18 protein-coding genes are annotated in these 16,905 nt (G+C 64.6%); 5 read left to right on the forward strand and 13 right to left on the reverse strand.

Going from position 1 to position 16,905, the window contains the following annotated elements:
* Positions 1-6: 6 nt before the first annotated feature.
* The 3 genes from rdgB to murI are packed head-to-tail and all read right to left on the reverse strand — an operon-like array spanning position 7 to position 2,203.
* Complete coding sequence (gene rdgB / locus AB4Y63_RS13030) at positions 7-600, reverse strand: RdgB/HAM1 family non-canonical purine NTP pyrophosphatase (RefSeq protein WP_441791485.1); 594 nt, start codon at positions 598-600, stop codon at positions 7-9.
* Entirely contained in the window at positions 597-1,337 is a 741-nt protein-coding gene (gene rph / locus AB4Y63_RS13035) for a ribonuclease PH (RefSeq protein ID WP_441791486.1), read from the reverse strand. Before rph ends, rdgB begins: the two co-directional genes overlap by 4 nt.
* Positions 1,334-2,203, reverse strand: a complete 870-nt coding sequence (gene murI, locus AB4Y63_RS13040) for a glutamate racemase (RefSeq protein WP_441791487.1) — start codon at positions 2,201-2,203, stop codon at positions 1,334-1,336. Before murI ends, rph begins: the two co-directional genes overlap by 4 nt.
* A 55-nt stretch (positions 2,204-2,258) precedes the next feature.
* Between murI and AB4Y63_RS13045 the strand changes: the two genes are divergently transcribed.
* A complete protein-coding gene (locus tag AB4Y63_RS13045) occupies positions 2,259-3,581 on the forward strand; it encodes a nicotinate phosphoribosyltransferase (RefSeq protein ID WP_441791488.1) in 1,323 nt (440 codons plus the stop codon).
* A 126-nt stretch (positions 3,582-3,707) separates the two neighbouring features.
* On the opposite strand, the gene AB4Y63_RS13050 is transcribed toward AB4Y63_RS13045, so the two are convergent.
* The 3 genes from AB4Y63_RS13050 to AB4Y63_RS13060 form a co-directional block, all read right to left on the reverse strand.
* Positions 3,708-3,995 carry a DUF3039 domain-containing protein gene (locus tag AB4Y63_RS13050; protein WP_441791489.1) on the reverse strand — a complete coding sequence of 96 codons (288 nt, stop codon included), beginning with the start codon at positions 3,993-3,995 and terminating at the stop codon, positions 3,708-3,710.
* Between the two features lie 84 nt (positions 3,996-4,079).
* Positions 4,080-5,654: a hypothetical protein gene (locus tag AB4Y63_RS13055; protein WP_441791490.1), complete on the reverse strand. Its 1,575-nt coding sequence runs from the start codon at positions 5,652-5,654 to the stop codon at positions 4,080-4,082.
* Positions 5,630-6,682 carry an ABC transporter ATP-binding protein gene (locus tag AB4Y63_RS13060; protein WP_441791491.1) on the reverse strand — a complete coding sequence of 351 codons (1,053 nt, stop codon included), beginning with the start codon at positions 6,680-6,682 and terminating at the stop codon, positions 5,630-5,632. Before AB4Y63_RS13060 ends, AB4Y63_RS13055 begins: the two co-directional genes overlap by 25 nt.
* Positions 6,683-7,417: 735 nt before the next feature.
* Between AB4Y63_RS13060 and AB4Y63_RS13065 the strand changes: the two genes are divergently transcribed.
* From AB4Y63_RS13065 to AB4Y63_RS13075, 3 genes are read left to right on the forward strand one after another with little or no spacing between them, the layout of a single operon-like run.
* Positions 7,418-8,110, forward strand: coding sequence for an NTP transferase domain-containing protein (locus AB4Y63_RS13065; RefSeq protein ID WP_441791492.1), 693 nt, complete (start codon positions 7,418-7,420; stop codon positions 8,108-8,110).
* 41 nt (positions 8,111-8,151) lie between these two features.
* Positions 8,152-8,952, forward strand: coding sequence for an ABC transporter permease (locus tag AB4Y63_RS13070; protein ID WP_441791493.1), 801 nt, complete (start codon positions 8,152-8,154; stop codon positions 8,950-8,952).
* Positions 8,952-9,698 (forward strand): ABC transporter ATP-binding protein, encoded by a 747-nt coding sequence (locus AB4Y63_RS13075; RefSeq protein WP_441791494.1) that lies wholly within the window; start codon positions 8,952-8,954, stop codon positions 9,696-9,698. Before AB4Y63_RS13070 ends, AB4Y63_RS13075 begins: the two co-directional genes overlap by 1 nt.
* A 47-nt stretch (positions 9,699-9,745) precedes the next feature.
* Here AB4Y63_RS13075 and AB4Y63_RS13080 read toward each other — a convergent pair whose 3' ends face one another.
* The 3 genes from AB4Y63_RS13080 to AB4Y63_RS13090 are packed head-to-tail and all read right to left on the reverse strand — an operon-like array spanning position 9,746 to position 11,721.
* Entirely contained in the window at positions 9,746-10,510 is a 765-nt protein-coding gene (locus AB4Y63_RS13080; protein WP_441791495.1) for an ABC transporter permease, read from the reverse strand.
* 12 nt (positions 10,511-10,522) lie between these two features.
* Positions 10,523-11,488 carry an ATP-binding cassette domain-containing protein gene (locus tag AB4Y63_RS13085; protein ID WP_441791496.1) on the reverse strand — a complete coding sequence of 322 codons (966 nt, stop codon included), beginning with the start codon at positions 11,486-11,488 and terminating at the stop codon, positions 10,523-10,525.
* 32 nt (positions 11,489-11,520) lie between these two features.
* A complete protein-coding gene (locus AB4Y63_RS13090; protein WP_441791497.1) occupies positions 11,521-11,721 on the reverse strand; it encodes a hypothetical protein in 201 nt (66 codons plus the stop codon).
* Positions 11,722-11,879: 158 nt separating this feature from the next.
* On the opposite strand from AB4Y63_RS13090, the gene AB4Y63_RS13095 reads away from it, so the two are divergent.
* Entirely contained in the window at positions 11,880-12,770 is an 891-nt protein-coding gene (locus tag AB4Y63_RS13095) for a hypothetical protein (RefSeq protein ID WP_441791498.1), read from the forward strand.
* Between the two features lie 12 nt (positions 12,771-12,782).
* Here AB4Y63_RS13095 and AB4Y63_RS13100 read toward each other — a convergent pair whose 3' ends face one another.
* The 4 genes from AB4Y63_RS13100 to AB4Y63_RS13115 form a co-directional block, all read right to left on the reverse strand.
* Entirely contained in the window at positions 12,783-14,060 is a 1,278-nt protein-coding gene (locus AB4Y63_RS13100) for a CDP-glycerol glycerophosphotransferase family protein (protein WP_441791499.1), read from the reverse strand.
* A 72-nt stretch (positions 14,061-14,132) separates the two neighbouring features.
* Positions 14,133-15,041 (reverse strand): glycosyltransferase family 2 protein, encoded by a 909-nt coding sequence (locus AB4Y63_RS13105; protein WP_441791500.1) that lies wholly within the window; start codon positions 15,039-15,041, stop codon positions 14,133-14,135.
* Positions 15,028-15,840, reverse strand: a complete 813-nt coding sequence (locus AB4Y63_RS13110) for a CDP-alcohol phosphatidyltransferase family protein (RefSeq protein WP_441791501.1) — start codon at positions 15,838-15,840, stop codon at positions 15,028-15,030. The genes AB4Y63_RS13105 and AB4Y63_RS13110 overlap by 14 nt, the downstream gene beginning before the upstream one ends.
* 2 nt (positions 15,841-15,842) lie before the next feature.
* Positions 15,843-16,898: a glycosyltransferase family 2 protein gene (locus tag AB4Y63_RS13115; RefSeq protein ID WP_441791502.1), complete on the reverse strand. Its 1,056-nt coding sequence runs from the start codon at positions 16,896-16,898 to the stop codon at positions 15,843-15,845.
* Between the last annotated feature and the right edge of the window lie 7 nt (positions 16,899-16,905).

Consider the following 16,905-nt stretch of genomic DNA (forward strand, 5'->3'; position numbering starts at 1 on the left):
TTCGAATCAGCTTCCCAGCAGCGACACAAGAACCGGGACCAATTCGACGAAGGCGAGGGCGCGGTGGCTCTCGGAATCCTTGACCTGCTGAGGCAACTCGGCAGCCGACACCCCGTGCCCATCCGGCTGGAAGATCGGGTCGTAGCCGAATCCCCCGCCGCCGGCTGGGGTGTGCAGGATGCGTCCCGGCCACTCGCCGGTCACGTGCGATTCGGTGCCGTCGGGCAGCGCAACGGCCGCGACACAGGTGAAGTGGGCGGCACGGTGCTCGTCGGGCATGTCGCTGATCTGCCAGAGCAGCAGCTCCAGGTTCTCGACCGGGTGCTTGGCCGGTCCGGCCCAGCGCGCAGAGAAAATGCCGGGTGATCCGCCGAGCACGTCGACGCAGATTCCCGAGTCGTCGGCGATCGCCGGAAGACCGGTGTGCGCCGCCGCCGCACGCGCCTTGATCAGCGCGTTCTCGGCGAAGGTGGCGCCGTTTTCGACCGGCTCAGGGCCCTCGTAGGCGAGCACCTCGACGCCCGGCAGCTGGACGGCGAGAATGCGCCTCAGCTCCTCCACCTTGTGCTGGTTGTGAGTCGCGAGAACGATCTGGGTCATGCCGAGACCGCCAGCGCCTTCTTCTGGAACTCGGTCAGGGTGATTCCACCGGCCAGGGCGAGGTCGAGCAGGGAATCGAGTTCGCGGCGGTCGAAGGGAGCGCCTTCTGCGGTGCCCTGCACTTCGACGAACAGCCCGCGACCGGTGACGACCACGTTCATGTCGGTTTCAGCGCGTGAATCCTCGGTGTATTCCAGATCGAGCATGGGTACCCCGTCGATGATGCCGACGGAGACGGCAGCCAGGCTGTCGATCAGCGGCTGGGCCTTCTGACCGATGAACTTCTTGCTCCGGCCCCATTCCAAAGCGTCAGCCAGGGCAACATATGCGCCGGTGATCGCAGCGGTGCGGGTTCCACCATCGGCCTGCAAGACATCGCAGTCGATGACGATGGTGTTCTCGCCCAGTGCCTTCATGTCGACGACGGCGCGCAGGCTGCGACCGATCAACCGGCTGATCTCGTGCGTACGGCCGCCGATGCGGCCTTTGACCGACTCGCGGTCCATGCGCGAGTTCGTCGAGCGCGGAAGCATCGAGTACTCGGCCGTCACCCAGCCCTTGCCCTTTCCGGCCATCCACCGCGGGACTCCGTTGGTGAATGACGCGGTGCAGAGCACCTTGGTGCGGCCGAAGGAGATCAGTGCCGATCCCTCGGCCTGGGCGCTCCAGCCGCGTTCGATCGTGACGGGGCGCAGCTCGTCGGGGGTGCGGCCATCGGCACGCAGAATGTCGGTCACGAGTTCTCCTTGAGAGGGGTGGGCAGTGTGGTGGAAGCAAAATTGGGAAGGTCGCCGAGTGCCAGGGCACCGGTCTCGATCAGGTCGACCTGGGAAATCTCCGGACCGATCAGTCGGTGGGCGAGGTCGAGAAACTCGTCGGCGCTGGCCCCCGTGGCCTCGTACCGGTAGGTCGGAGCCGACGAGGCGGTGCGGAGAAGCTCCTGGCCGACGAGGACGCGATAGACGTCGTTGGCCGTCTCGGTGTCGCTGGAGACCAGCGAGACTGAATCTCCCATGACGTAGGAGATTGCGCCCTTCAGAAAGGGGTAGTGCGTGCAGCCGAGCACCAGGGTGTCGATGTTCGACTCCTTCAGCGGTGCCAAGTAGGCCTCGGCCACGGCGAGCACCTCGTCACCGGTGGTGACGCCGGCCTCGACGAACTCCACAAAGCGCGGGCAGGCCTGGCTGAACAGGGTGATCTGGGTGGCCGCGGCGAACGCATCGTCGTAGGCGCGCGACTTCACGGTCCCGGCCGTGCCGATGACGCCGATCCGGTTGTTCCTGGTCGTTCCGACGGCGCGGCGCACGGCTGGCTGAATCACCTCGATCACGGGAACGCTGTAGCGCTCCCTGGCGTCCCTGAGCATCGCGGCCGAGGCGGTGTTGCAGGCGATGACAAGCATCTTGACGTCTTGTGCGACGAGATCGTCCAGAACCTGCAAGGCGTAGCCCCGCACATCCGCGATCTTCTTCGGACCGTACGGCGAATGCGCCGTGTCGCCGATATAGAGGATCGATTCGTTCGGCAACTGATCCTTGATCGCCCGAGCGACGGTCAGCCCGCCGACCCCTGAGTCAAAGATCCCAATTGGCGCGTCAGTCACAAGAATCAAGCTTAGTCGGGCAAGCCATCCGGTCTCGAAAGGCTAGGCTTCTTGCGTGACCGAGTCCTCAGCCTTTCGCACCGACCGCTACGAACTCACCATGGTGGATGCGGCAATTCAAAGCGGCACGGCACACCGGGAGTGCATGTTCGAGGCCTTCGCCCGACGTCTTCCCGACGGCCGCCGCTACGGCATCGTCGCCGGCACCGGCCGCCTTCTCGAGCTGATTCAGCAGTTCAGATTCACCGACGCCGAGCTCTCTTGGCTGCGCGACAACGAGGTGGTGCGCTCCCCCACGTTGGACTGGCTCGCCGACTATTCGTTCAACGGCAGCATCTGGGGCTATCGCGAAGGTGAAGCCTATTTTCCGGGCTCGCCGCTCCTCGTCGTCGAAGGCACCTTCGCTGAAGCGGTGATTCTCGAGACACTCATCCTCAGCGTGCTCAACTACGACACGTCGGTCGCCAGTGCGGCGGCCCGCATGGTCTCGGTCAGCCTCGGCCGGCCGATCGCCGAGATGGGTTCCCGCCGCACGAGCGAATTCGGCGCCGTATCAGCGGCCCGCGCCGCCTACATCGCCGGATTCGCCGCAACCAGCAACCTTGAGGCCGGCCGCACCTGGGGAATTCCCACGATGGGCACCGCCGCCCACTCATTCACTCTGCTCCATGACAGCGAAGAGGCCGCTTTCCGCGCTCAGGTCGAAGCGTTCGGAGCGAACACCACCCTGCTCGTGGACACGTACGACATCGAGAGCGGCATCGACATGGCGGTGAAGGTGGCGGGCATCCAGCTCGGCGCCATCCGCATCGATTCCGGCGATCTTCCGATCGTCGCGGCCGCTGCCCGGGCTCAGCTCGACGCCCTCGGCGCGGTGAACACCCGCATCACCGTCACGAGCGATCTCGATGAGTACTCGATTGCGGCGCTCTCGGGAGCGCCCGTCGACTCGTTCGGCGTCGGTACCTCGGTCGTCACCGGGTCGGGCGCACCAGCTGCCGGCATGGTCTACAAGCTCGTCGCCCACAAGAACGACGCGGGGGCGTGGATTCCCGTCGCCAAAACGTCAGCGGCGAAGGCCTCGGTCGGCGGGCGCAAGGACGCGGTGCGTCGCCTCGATGCCACCGGCACCGCCCGCGAAGAAATCGTATTGCTCGGCGACGGTCCGGCCGGCGAGCCAGAGTTCATCTCGACGAACGGTCTCGAACGCGGGCTACTGGTGCCGCTCATCGCCGATGGCCAGGTCGACGAGCGTTATCTCGGCCACTCCGGCACCGCCCGTGCGCGGGCGCACCATGCGTCGGTGATGCGCGAGCTCCCGGTCGATGCGTTCCGGCTGGGACGTGGCGAGCCGGTCATCCCGACCGTCTATCGCTAGGGCGCGATTGACGGTGCACACTCACACTCCTGCACCAATCATCGGATCGGCCCGAGAGGGTCTCGACAAGCTCGACCACCGAGGAATTCTCCTCCCGATGATTGAGCTTGTCGACATCAGATCCGACTACTCGGCCTTCATCTTTTCGTAGATCGCCTTGCACGACGGGCACACCGGAAACTTCTCCGGGTCGCGGCCCGGCAGCCACTTCTTGCCACAGAGCGCGCGCACCGGCTTGCCGGTCAACGCGGATTCCATGATCTTGTTCTTCGGAACGTAGTGCGAAAAACGCTCGTGGTCGCCCGGCTCGATCTGCTCCTGGTTCAGCAGCTCTTCGAGTTCGCGGTCAAGGGTAGACGTGCCGCCGCCAGGCTGCCCGGGGTCTGCGATGCTTGCGCGGAAGTCTTCAGTCATGTCTCAAGTTTAGCGATCAGACCTGAAAGCAACCATCGCAACACCAGGGCGGTGCGACCGGGCGATGCGAGGGGACGACGGAGATCAGGCGCGCAGTGCCGAGGAGAGGATCTCCGGACCACGACGATCGAAGGTTCGGGAGCCCAGCCACACGCCGAGCACGACGACGACCAGACCGATGCCGATACCGCTGAACAAGGCAACCCGGTGCCAGGACGTGTCGCCCATGATTCCGAGAATCGCCGCGATGATCGCCGGCAGCGAAAGAACGATCGAGCCGAGGAAGGTCAACGCCTGAATGAGCGCCGACGCGCTGTCGGAGGACTGGGGCTGCGCGAACGGGCTGTCCCCCGGCTTCGTCGCCGGATAGGGGAACCGCGCCGAGGTGTAGCTCGAGAGACCGATCCCGGTGAGCAGGATGCAGGTGCTGACACCGAGCATCGAGGGCAGTGCCGACCAGTCTCCGAAGAGTGCGATGCTGATGGCCGAACCGAGACCGATCAACGGGATGCCCACGATGAGCGCCGGGGCCAAGCGGCCGATTCGGTCGGCGAGTCCGCGCGTGCCGGAGACGACGTGGAGCCAGATCGCCGTGCTGTCGTAGGCGACATCATTGTGCATGGTCCACCCGAGGAACACACACATGAGCGGAACCGGGAGCAAGGCGAGGTATTGCGTCGGAACCGTGGCGATCGACAGCGGAACGAGCGCGATGATCGGCACGATCGGAATCATGATCAGTGACACCCAGTAGCGAGAATCCCTGCCCCAGTAGGTGAAGCTGCGCGCCGCAATGACACCGACCGGGGAATCCGGCAGGCGGTCGAACCAGCCGAGCCCGCCATAGGCCTTAACCGGGGCTTCGCGACCGGGGGTCACCAGCATCCGTTCGACCAGGTGCGCCCAGGCACGCCAGAGCAGCCAGAGCGTGCCGGCGGCAATGACCAGCTTCAGAAGCGCGGGTCCCCACTCCTCGGTCACAGCGTCGCCGGGAACCGCCCACGCCGCCCCGAGCGGGGTCCAGCCCAGAATGCCCGCGAACTCGCTAACCAGGCGAGCACCTGAGGTGCCCCAGTCGATCGACACGAGGAGAACGACGATGGGCGACAGGATGACGAGAAGCAGCACGCCGGCGACGCCCATGAACTCTCGGGAACGTCGGCTTGAGAGCACGAATGCGCCCACCGCGGTGCTTACTCGTGCCGCCAGAACACAGGTTCCGAGCAAAAGCGCCGCGGAGATGATCGCCAGGACGGTCTCCAGCACGCCATACGACCAGGTCACCACGGTTCCGAGCAGAATGATCGTCAGGGCGAGTGCGGGCACACCGATCAACGCACTGACCGCCAACCCGAAGGACAGGGTGCGGTTCGGGATGCCGAAGAGCGCGAACGACCGCGGATCCATCGTGTCGTCGATTCCGAACACCAACGGGACCACCAGCGATCCGAGCACAACCAGCGAACCGATCACGATCAACGAGTCGCGAACAAGTTCGACGTCGCCGACGAACCGCAGGCTGACCAAAACGAGAAACAACACCGCGGCCAAGCCGAGCCCGTAGAGAAGCCCGACGATGACGCCGACGACTTGCCACGGGCTCCGCCGAAAGATGTTCGCGAGGAGCCTGAGCTTCAGTCCGAGAAGCTGTGCAACCATTCCATGCCTTCCGCAACCTTGCGCCCGCCGGCAAGTTCCACAAACCGGTCTTCCAGCGACTTCTTACCGCGCACGGCGTCGACGGTTCCCGATGCCAGAACCTGACCCTGCACGATGATCGCGACATGGTCGCAGACGCGCTGGATCATGTCCATGCCGTGGCTGGACAGCAGCACAGTTCCACCGCTCGCCACGTACTTCTGAAGAATCTCGGTCACGTTGACCGCGGAGACCGGGTCGACCGATTCGAACGGTTCGTCGAGCACGAGCACCCGCGGCGAGTGAATCATGGCGCAGGCCAACGCGATCTTCTTCGTCATACCGGCCGAGTAGTCGGCGACCAGGCGGTTCAACGCGTCTTCGAGGCCGAACGCGGCAGCGAGGTCTGCGGAGCGCGTGCGCACCGTGTCGCCGTCGAGGCCGCGCAGCACGCCTGAGTAGTGGAGCAACTGGGCGCCGGTCAACCGGTCGAAGAGTCTCAGCCGGTCGGGGAGCACGCCGATCACGCGCTTCGCCTCGATCGGCTGCGACCACACGTCAATGCCATGAACCCGGATCGACCCGGCATCCGGACGGAGGAGTCCGGTCACCATTGACAGCGTCGTGGTCTTGCCGGCGCCGTTCGGGCCGACAATTCCGTAAAACGACCCCGCACGCACCTCCAGGTTGACTCCAGAGACGGCGGTCATCTGGCCGAATCGCTTGACGAGGCCGTCGACGGCGAGCACGACAGGAGCAGGCGCCGATGCCTCGGCGGATGCTCCTGTGGATGTCGAAGTGGACGGGGCAGCGGGGCGTGCGGTCGTGCGCGCGGCTGTTTCGCGCTGGGGGGTGGCGGTGCGCGAGCGCGCCGCGGTCTTGGGAGCGGGCGATGGAGGCGTCGCGACGGCACCGCTCGTCGCGGCCGAGGTGGCGGAGGCGCCGTCAGCGGCGGGCGGGTGCGACTCGGGAAGAGTGCGACCGACCGGGGTGACAAGCTCCGGCGTCGTCGTCGCGGGAGTGGCGGCGGGAGTCGATGCGGTCGTCACCGTGGGAGATTTCGCGGAAGTGGAACGGGTCGCAGGGGGCTTCCTCGCTGCCGCAGGCTTCCGAGCCGCCGGCGATTTCGCCGCGGGTGCCGCCGTCGGCGATACAGGGGCGGCCGACGTGTCTGCCGGTTTCTTCGCCGCAGCCGGCTTCCTTGCTGCTGGTCTCGCCGCCGCTGGTTTCGCTCCGGCTGGCTTCGCCGCAGCAGGCGTACCGGCCGTCGACTTTGTCGCGGAAGGCTTTGTCGCGGCCGGCTTTGTCGCGGCACGCGGCGCAGCGGGCTCGGAAACACCGGAGTCCGCACCGGAAATCGTCGCGGCAGCAGGCGGTGTTGATGTTGGCCGCTTCACGGGAGGCCGTTTCGCTGCAGGCTTCTTCGCGGCAGGTTTCGCCGCGGCACTCCCTCCTCCTGGCGCGGTGCCAGAGGCACGCTCGCCACTCGTCGGCTTGTCAGGCTCAGGAGTAGGGGGCAAAGAAGTCACCAAGCAAACCTACCAAGCCCCGACGACGCCCGTTGGCGCCCAGCCTCGATCCCGCGTAACCTGTGAAAATCCTCCATGGAGTGTCACGAATTGGACACGTCAAGGCCTTTCACTATGCGTGTTCAGGCAGTGCGGATAGTCTGGCGGAGGCATAACGGTGTGTCTTGATCTGAACTTTTGGGTGAACCCGGAGCGAAATCTTCAGAAATTGAAGCCTCTGCGTTGATCACCCACACCTTTCTTGAGGAGATAATCGTGACCACCCAGGTAGTCATTCTTGCAGCAGGCATGGGAAGCCGACTCGGCCGTTCCCTGCCGAAGCCGCTCACTGAACTTAGCGACGGCCGCACGATCATGGGCCAGCAGTTCGACAACATTGCTCACGCCTTCGGCAACAACGCCAAGGTCACCATCGTTGTCGGCTACAAGCTCGAGCACATCATCGAAGCGTTCCCCCAGGCATCCTTCGTGTACAACGAGCAGTACGACCAGACCAACACGTCGAAGAGTCTGATGCGCGCCTTGCAGGCGTCGGGCCCCGGCGGCGTGCTCTGGATGAACGGCGACGTTGTCTTCGACCCGACCATCCTCGACCGCGCCGCAGCAATGATGGCTCGCGACCAGTCGTTCGTGACGGTGAACACCTCGAAGGTCTCTGACGAAGAAGTCAAGTACACGACCAGCGCAGAGGGCTACATCAAGGAGCTCTCCAAGACCGTCAAGGGCGGACTCGGCGAGGCCGTTGGCATCAACTACATCTCGAGCGCCGACAAGGCGATCCTGCTTCACCACCTCGCGAAGGTCGGCGACCAGGACTACTTCGAGCGTGGCATCGAACTCGCGATCGAGAAGAACCGTCTTCTCGTCGAGCCGGTCGACATCTCCGACCTCTACGCCGTCGAGGTCGACTTCGCCGAAGACCTCGAACGCGCCAACCTCTTCGTCTAGGTTGCACGTCGACCTTCGAAGCGCGCTCTACGATTGACGGTGTGACCACCTACGCCGACGTGCGCCCCGAGCAGCGCACACCGTTCGCGCGGTACCGCCATTCACTGTGGCTGCTGACCCAGCGCGACCTGCGCGTGCGGTACTCAACGTCGCTGCTCGGGTATTTCTGGTCGATTCTCGACCCGCTGGTGATGGCGGGGATCTACTGGTTCGTCTTCACGCAGGTTTTTAAGCGGCCAGTCGGTGAAGATCCGTACATCATCTTCCTGCTTACTGCGCTCCTCCCCTGGATGTGGTTCAACGGGGCCGTTTCAGACTCCACTCGCGCCTTCCTGCGTGACGCGAAACTCATCCGTTCGACCCGCATCCCGCGCACCATCTGGGTCAACCGCCTCGTGCTCTCGAAGGGCATCGAGTTTCTGGCCTCGCTGCCGGTGCTTGCCCTTTTCGCGTTGATCTATCAGACGCCGCTCTCTATCAACGCGATCTTCTTTCCGCTTGCCATCATCATCCAGGCCATTCTGACGGCCGGAGTCGGCTTGATCGTCGCCCCGCTCGTCGTGTTCTTCCGGGACCTTGAGCGCGCGGTGAAGCTGGTGCTGCGGTTTCTGTTCTACGCCTCCCCCATCATCTACGCCACCTCCGATTTGCCACCGGAGCTGCACTTCTGGGCAGCGTTCAACCCGCTCAGCGGCATTTTCAGCCTCTACCGTTCTGCGTTCTTCCCCGAACAGCTCGATTGGTTCACCGTCGGCGTCGGCGCCGCAGTCTCCGTCGCATTGCTGGCGCTTGGAGTCTTTGTCTTCACACGCACCGAGCGTGCCGTTCTGAAGGAGATCTAGTGACCTCGCCTGTCATCGATCTGACGGATGTCGGCATCCGGTTCCGCCGCAATCGACGCAGTCGTCGCACGTTCAAAGATCTCTTCGCGAGCCGCAAACGTCGCAGCCGTCCCGGCGAGTTCTGGGCTTTGCGCGGAGTCTCCTTCAGCGTGCAACCGGGCGAAGCGATCGGTGTCGTCGGTCGAAACGGCCAGGGCAAGTCGACGTTGCTCAAGCTCGTCACCGGCGTCGTTCTCCCCGATGAGGGAAGCGTCAAGGTGAAGGAGGGAGTCGCACCCCTGATCGAGATCACCGGCGGCTTCGTCGATGACCTCAGCGTGCGCGACAACGTCTATCTGACCGCCGGTCTGCACGGGATGACCCGCAAGCAGATTGCCGACCGTTTCGACGAGATCATCGAGTTCGCGGAGATCCGCGACTTCATCGACACGCCCTACAAGCACCTCTCGAGCGGTATGAAGGTGCGTATCGCCTTCGCCGTGATCTCCCGGCTCGAGGAGCCGATCATCCTCGTCGACGAAGTGTTGGCTGTCGGCGACAAGGCATTTCGCGAGAAGTGCTACCGCCGCATTGAAGAACTCCTGGCCGGCGGGCGCACCCTGTTCATCGTTTCCCACAACGAACGCGACCTGCGCCGATTCTGCAAGCGCGGGTTGTACCTCGACAAGGGCGCCCTCGTGCTCGACGGCCCGATCGACGACGTCCTCGCGCGCTACAACCTGGAATATGGAGTCACAGCGCGCTGACCCTGCGGGCTGATCTGACGACCGGTTGCTGTGACGACTGGTTGCGATCAAGCATTCTCTTTGCGGAATGTACGGGTTCCAACAAAGAGTCCTGCCGCGAAAAGTACGAGGGTCCAGAAGACTCCCCAGAACACGGTGATGTTCCAGAACTCCCCCGTGAACAGTTCGCGGATCGCATTCACGATGTACTTGGTCGGCATGAAGTCGCTCAGCGTTACCAGCCACTGCGGAGCACCGGTCTCGGTGCTGATCGGCAACAGGATGCCCGAGAGCAGCAGCACCGGAAGCGCGATGCTATTCAGAATGGGCGCGAGCACGTCCTCACTCTTGGTGGTGAGAGCCAACGCATTCGACGCCGCCGAGCAGGCTCCGCCGAGCAGCATCGTGAGCGCCAAGCCGAGCACCATTCCAGCGGTCGACCCGGTCAGACCGAACAGGAAGGCGAGGGCGATCAGCACGACGCCCTGCACGAACAGAAGCACGACGTCGCGCAGCACTCGACCGAGGAGCAACGCAGTGCGGCTCGCCGGGGTCACGCGCTCAGCTTCGATCACTCCCTCACGCCACTCGGCGATGAGGCCGAACCCAGCGAACAGTGCTCCGAACAGTCCCAATTGCACGAGCAGGCCGGGCACGAAGAATGTGTACGCGTTCGCGACGCCGATCTGTTGCGCGAGCGGGGTCAGCAGCGGCCCGAAGAGTGCGAGGTAGAGCACTGGTTGGGCGAGCCCGATGATCACCCAGGCCGGATTTCGTAGGTTGAGACGCATCTGACGGCGAAAGATGATCCCGGTTTCGGTGGCGAAGAGCATGGCGGGCTCCGTTCAGGCGTCTTCGCGCAGGGAGCGCCCGGTCACGGTGAGGAAGACGTCGTCGAGGGTCGGGCGACGCACTTCGATGGATTCCAACGCAACGCCGGCCGCATCCAGCTCACGCAGCAGTCCGGGTAGTTCGGCTCCGGCGCTCGGAACACGTCGACTGACGATGTTGCCCTCGCTGGTGACGACCGCGTCGCCGACAACTCGACCAAGCCGCTCGGCGGCGACAACCGCATGGGCCGGGTTGCTGAGCACCAATTCGATCAGATCGCCCGAGATCTGGCGCTTGAGCGCATCCGGCGTGTCACTGGCCACGATGACCCCGCGATCGATCACCAGCACCCGGTCGCACAGTGCATCGGCCTCATCGAGATAGTGGGTCGTCAGAAAGATCGTGCTCCCCTGCTGGGTCCGGAGGGCCGAGATGTGTTCCCACAGATTCGCGCGTGCCTGCGGGTCGAGCCCGGTAGTCGGCTCGTCGAGAAAGATCAGTTTCGGATCGTGCACGAGACCCATCGCGATGTCGAGACGTCGGCGCTGACCGCCCGACAAGGTTTTGGGTTGCCGTGTCCACATACCACCCAGATCGAGCTGCTCGAACAGCTCCTTGCCTCGTTCGGTCGCCTGGTCACGCGGGATCCCGTAGAGGAGACCATGGTCGACGATCTCTTCGCCGGCCCGCGCCTCGCTTCCGGTCGACCCACTCTGCGAGACGTAGCCGATGCTGCGACGCACCGCGACCGGGTCGCGGGCCACATCAAAACCGGCCACCGTCGCGGTTCCGGCCGTGGGTTTCAACAGAGTGTTGAGCATGCGCAGCGTTGTTGTCTTTCCGGCGCCATTGGGGCCGAGAAAACCCACGATCTCGCCTTCTTCGACGTCGAGGTCAACGCCGGCGACCGCCGTCACCGAGATGCGTTCTCGACCGCGGCGGGTATCGAATGTTCGGGCAAGTCCTCTGGCGTGAATCATCCGTCGCTCCAACTTCACCGGTAGTGTCCCGTTCAGGCGCCGATCAGCAGCAGTACGTGGTACATCACATAGACCGGCCAGACCACGGCTTGAAGCAAACCGAGGACAACGGCCCAGAAGGATCCGTCCGAAATCGAAATGAAATAGATCGCGGCCCCGATATACGCCAAGAGGAAGAAGAAGCCCCACGGCCCTTCCCGCACGATCGTCCGTGTCCGGCCATCCGTTGTCATCTGATCCTCCGCCTGAACGCGATTCGTCTGACTGCTCCGACGGCACAAGGCTAGCTTCGGTACTCGCGGTGCGATACCCCAGACGTTCACTGTGATGGACTCACGTCGACGCCCCACAGTCCCAGGCAGGAGGTTCGCCGAGCATCTAAGCTCGAACCATGGCCAGGAAACCGAAGCCGATCGTCTCCCCGACCGGCGGCACCCCGCAGGGCGGGCAGCTGCCCCCGCGCGTCGTCACGGGCATTGACCGGGTGATGGCGATTCACCGGCCCGTGGTGCTCGCGCACATCCGCAGCATCCGGCGCCGCAACCCCGAGGCGAGTCCCGCGCAACTCCTCCGCATCCTTGAGCGTCGCTACCTCGCCGCCGTCACCACCGGTGGCGCGGCTGTCGGCGCGAGCGCGATCATTCCCGGCGTCGGCACCGGCGTCACCCTGATCCTGTCCGGTGTAGAGACCGCCGGTTTTCTTGAGGCCACCGCCCTCTTCGCCCAATCGGTGAGTGAGGTGCACGGTATCGCGGTGGAGGACCCCGACCGGGCCCGCGCACTGGTGATGACGATGATGCTCGGCCGCGAAGGATCAGACCTGGTGCGGCAACTGGCCGGACAAGCGACGGGCCGGGGCATCGGTCTCAATGCCTACTGGGGCGAGCTCGTGGCCACCAGCATCCCCCGGGCGATCATGGGCCCCTTGACCGACAAGCTGAAGAGCTCGTTCATTCGCCAGTTCGCCGCGCGCGGCAGCGCGAGCTTCATCGGCAAGGCAGTGCCGTTCGGCGTCGGTGCGGTCATCGGCGGCGCCGGCAATCACATTCTGGGCAAACGAGTGCTGCATTCCTCCCGACTCGCGTTCGGGCAGGTTCCGCCCTATTTCCGGCCCGAACTCGAACCACTCGTACGCACCGTCACCGTGCGGAACGCCGCGACCCTGCGCATCGTGCGGATCAGCAGCGGAGCTCGAGCCGTGCTGCCACGGATGGTGCCGCCCACGCTACGCCGGGGACCGCGCGGCGCACCCGCGCCACAGGATCCCGCTGAATCCGCCTGACCGACTGTGCGGCTAGACGGGTTCGCCGTCTGGTTCCTGCTCGAGCTCGTCGATCACACCGTCGGCCGCGTGAATCGCAGCGAAGCGATCCCACTCGCCCATCAGGTGTTGCACGGCATCATGGAACCGCGCTGTTGCAGCGCCCGGCGTCGGATCGCCGAAGTAGCGTTCGACCCACATCGCGAGTCTGGCCTCTGCCGTCTCATCGTGGGTGAGTTTTTCCAGCGCATCGACGACGTTCGACGCGTCGCCGGCGAGCAGCCATTCGCAGTCGGACAGGTATCCCCCGGTGTCGATCTGCGCCTCAGGGTTCACCGGCCGGGTGATCATCAGTGGCTTTCCGGCGGCGAGACGGTCGTAGACCATCGCTGAGATGTCGACGATTGCGACATCCGCTGCCGAGAGCTGCCACCCGAGATCTGCCCCGGTGTCGTAAATGTGCTGAGCCGTGGAGTCCCGCGCGTTCGCCGCCGCGATCGCCTGGATGATGCGCTTGTTCGCTACGCCATACTCGTGGTCGACGACGCCGCTGCGTGGGTGCGGTCGATAGATGACGCGGTGGCGGCCGGTCTTCAGCAGAGCAGTCACCAGCGCGACACCGTGCGTGGCAATGGAGCCGTAAGCCGCCGCGGCCCGGTCCCCCTCCCAGGTCGGCGCATAGAGCACGACCTCGCGGTCGTCGGGCGTGTACGGCAACACGCCGCTGTAGTAATCGGCCTGTGGGCGGCCGATTTTCAGTGCTCGCTTGTCGAAGTCGTAGTCCCAGAGCACCTTGTCGAGGCGGCTGAGCGCCGCCTCGCCAGCGACAAAGGCATAGTCGTATGCCTTGAACTGATTGGTAGTCATGTACATCTTGTCGCTCTCACCGTGGTTGATGAAAACGTGCCAGCGGCGCCCGTAGCGCATCATCTGAAAATTCTTGGCGTTCTGGTTGACGTAGAACACGATGCGGATGTCTTGGTCGGCAAGAACCTGTTCAAGGTCGGTGACCTTGCGCACGAACGCAACGGGGACCGGCGATTCGGCGATCAGTTTCAGCGTGCCCCCGCCGGTGCGACTCAAAATCACGACCGGCCAGGTCTCAGCGAGCTTGGCGAGCGGCTTGTACCACTGGCGCATCTGATAAAGGTTGACCGGGCCATCGGCGAAATAGACGGCGATCTTGAAGTGATGTGCCGGAAGAGGAGCCTGCGCAGCGAGCCGGCTGGTCAGGATCCCCTTCGCTTTGCGCGACGCGGAGACGTCTTTGACCAGTTTGATTGCCAGTCTGACGTCTCTTTGAATACCCACTCGTCAAGCCTACAGATTTCAGCTCGTTCGCCTTCGCGAAATGTCCCCCGCACGGGCACTGGTAGTGAATCGTTAGACGATCGGCGGCCGACCGGCCAGGGTCATCCGCCAGATGGTGCGGGCCGACATCGGCTTTCGCATTCCGGGATCTTCCCGCCAGCCCTCCCGCCATCCGCCGAACCAGGCCGACAGTGCCGACCGGTTGCGGGCCCAGCGCAGAATCTGGATCCCGGTCCACGAGCCGACGTAGAGCGGAACGAACAGGGCGGGCAGATTGCGGCGGGCCAACCAGACTCGGTTGCGCGCGTTGAGGCGGTAGTAGTCGGCGTGTCGCGTGGGCTGAATCACCGGGTGGTTCGCTTCGAGATCGCCGGCGTACCAGGCGCGCAGCCCCTGGTCCCAGACCCGCCAGGCCAGCTCGATCCCCTCGTGCGCGTAGAAGAACGGCTCGGCCCAGCCGCCCGTCGCGTCGAACACCGCGCGGGGCAGGATGACCGCGCCTTCCCAGACCGAGAAGACGGGGCTGGAGTGCGTGGCCTCACCCTTGCGAATGCGGGGAATCCACCGGCGCGGCGAGGTGATGCCGGTCGGATCGACGACGCGCGGCTGCAGCAATCCGATCGAGAGGTCGCTCGTGAGCGTGACGATCGCGTCACGCAAGAAATGCGGGTCGGGAATGCTGGCGTCGTCATCGAGAAAGAAGAGGTACTCCCCGGTGACCTTCGCGACTCCGCGATTGCGTCCGGCCGGGATGCCGAGGTTCTCCGGCAGCGCAAGCGCGGCCACGCCGTCGGGAAGCCCGGTCGGTTCCCAGCCGTTACCGACGCAGACGATGTCGAGCTCGACATCCTGCTGGGCAAGAATGCTGCGGATGCCCCGCTCGAGGTCGTCGGGACGGGTGCCTTGGGTGAGCACGACGACGCCGACCGTCGGCAGTGCCTGACCTGCGGAGGCCGGGCCGCCGAGGCTAGGAGCGGACACGCTTGGACGCCATGATTGCAATGAAATGCCCGATGAGCGCCAGGAAGGCGAGCGGAACGAGCACGATGAGCACGATCCGGTCGACGAGGGGTTCCCCGAAGATCAGGCCGACAACCGCCGAAGCAAAGATCACCATGGTGAGTTCGACCGAGTGGTAGAGGCGGTGGAACGGCACGAAACGCGCGAAGCGGCGGGCCCGCGCGAGCAGGCTTGAGGTCGGTGCCTTCTCGCCGTGGGTGTCGGCAAGCTTGACCAGGCCGGCGTTGGCTCTGGCCACATGCACCATGTCGTTGAGTGCCTTGTTCAGCACGATCAGTAGCGCGAGCAGGAGCCCGAGCGTCGTCCAGAGAAAATCGGCCGGCGCTTCGAACGGGTAGGCGGCGACCCGGATGCCGAAGGCGATCGGGATCAACGCCTCCGTCGTGTAGTGACCGACCTTGTCGAGAAACACGCCGGCCGGCGAGGAGGTCTTGCGCCACCGGGCAACTTCGCCGTCGCAGCAGTCGACCAGCATCTGCAGCTGGCCGAGCACCAAGGCCAGTACCGCACCCCAGATCCCGGGGATGAGCAAGGCGGCGGCTGTGGACCAGCCGACGAGGATCATCAGCCCGGTCACGCCGTTCGCCGAGATGCGCGTCTTCAGCAGCATCCAGGTGAGATAGGGCGAGAGGTCACGCAGGTAGAGCGAGGCCGTCCAGTGCTCGGCGTTCGCACGCATCCGCACCTCGGGCGGCTGGGTGACGGCGCGAAGTTCGGCAAGCGATCTGGGACGGGAATCCGCCGGTGTACCTGGCTGCATAGTTATCTTCCCGTGTGTGCCGTGATGTTGCTGGTGAGCTTCAGATATCCGAGAACGAACCCGATGCCCCAGCAAAAATGAATGCACGGCAAGACTATGAGAAACCAGAGCGAGGAACGAAACCCGTCGGGGCGCGTAACCAGAATTGTCGCAATGATCACGAAGACGAGGTAGACCGCTGGAATCACGAATCCCAGCAACAACCACGGTGTGACGCCGAGGGCAGCCTGCACAATTCCGGCGATTCCGAGCAGCAGACCCAGCATTGTGCCGACGACCATGACCGGCGGCACGAAGTAGCGCAGGCCGTTCGAGGCTGGAAAACGGCGGGCCAGTTCGCCACGCCAGAGCCCGGTCGAGAGCATTTGCCTGGCGAGCCGGGACAGGCTGGGGCGCGGGCGATAGAGCACTTTCAGCGCGGGGGTGAACCAGACGGTGCCGCCGGCCTCGCGCAGGCGGCGGTTGAGTTCCCAGTCCTGGCCGCGCTTGATGCTCTCATCGAAAAGCCCGACCGTGAGAATGCTCTCCCGGCGGAAGCAGCCGAGGTAGACGGTGTCTGCTTTGCCTTCCGCTCCCCCGACATGGAACGGCGTTCCACCGAGTCCGACGCGGGTGCCGTAGGCGCGTGCCACCGCCTTCTGAAAGGGATGCTCGCCCCGGGCGTCCATGATGCCGCCGACGTTATCGGCGCCGGTACGCTGCAGCGTCTCGACGGCAATCCGGGCGTAGTCGCGCGGGAGCACCGAGTGAGCGTCAACCCGAATCACTACCGGGTAAACGGAGGCGCGAATTGCGGTGTTCAGGCCGGCGGGAGTCGAGCCGATCTCATTGGGGACGACGCGGATGCGGGGATCGACCGCTGCCATCTCTTCGACGAGTTCGGTCGTGCCGTCGATGCTCGGACCGAGGGCTAGAGTGACCTCGAACGGGCCGTCGTAGTCCTGGTTCAGAAGGCTCTTCACTGCGGCACGCACGTGAGTCACTTCATTGAGCACCGGCATCACATAGGAGACGCCAATGAGCGGTTCGTCTCCGGTTCGGTGCAACTGGTCTGCCATATTTCCA

It is taken from the genome of Leifsonia sp. YAF41, from assembly GCF_052113185.1.
Classification (GTDB): domain Bacteria; phylum Actinomycetota; class Actinomycetes; order Actinomycetales; family Microbacteriaceae; genus Cryobacterium.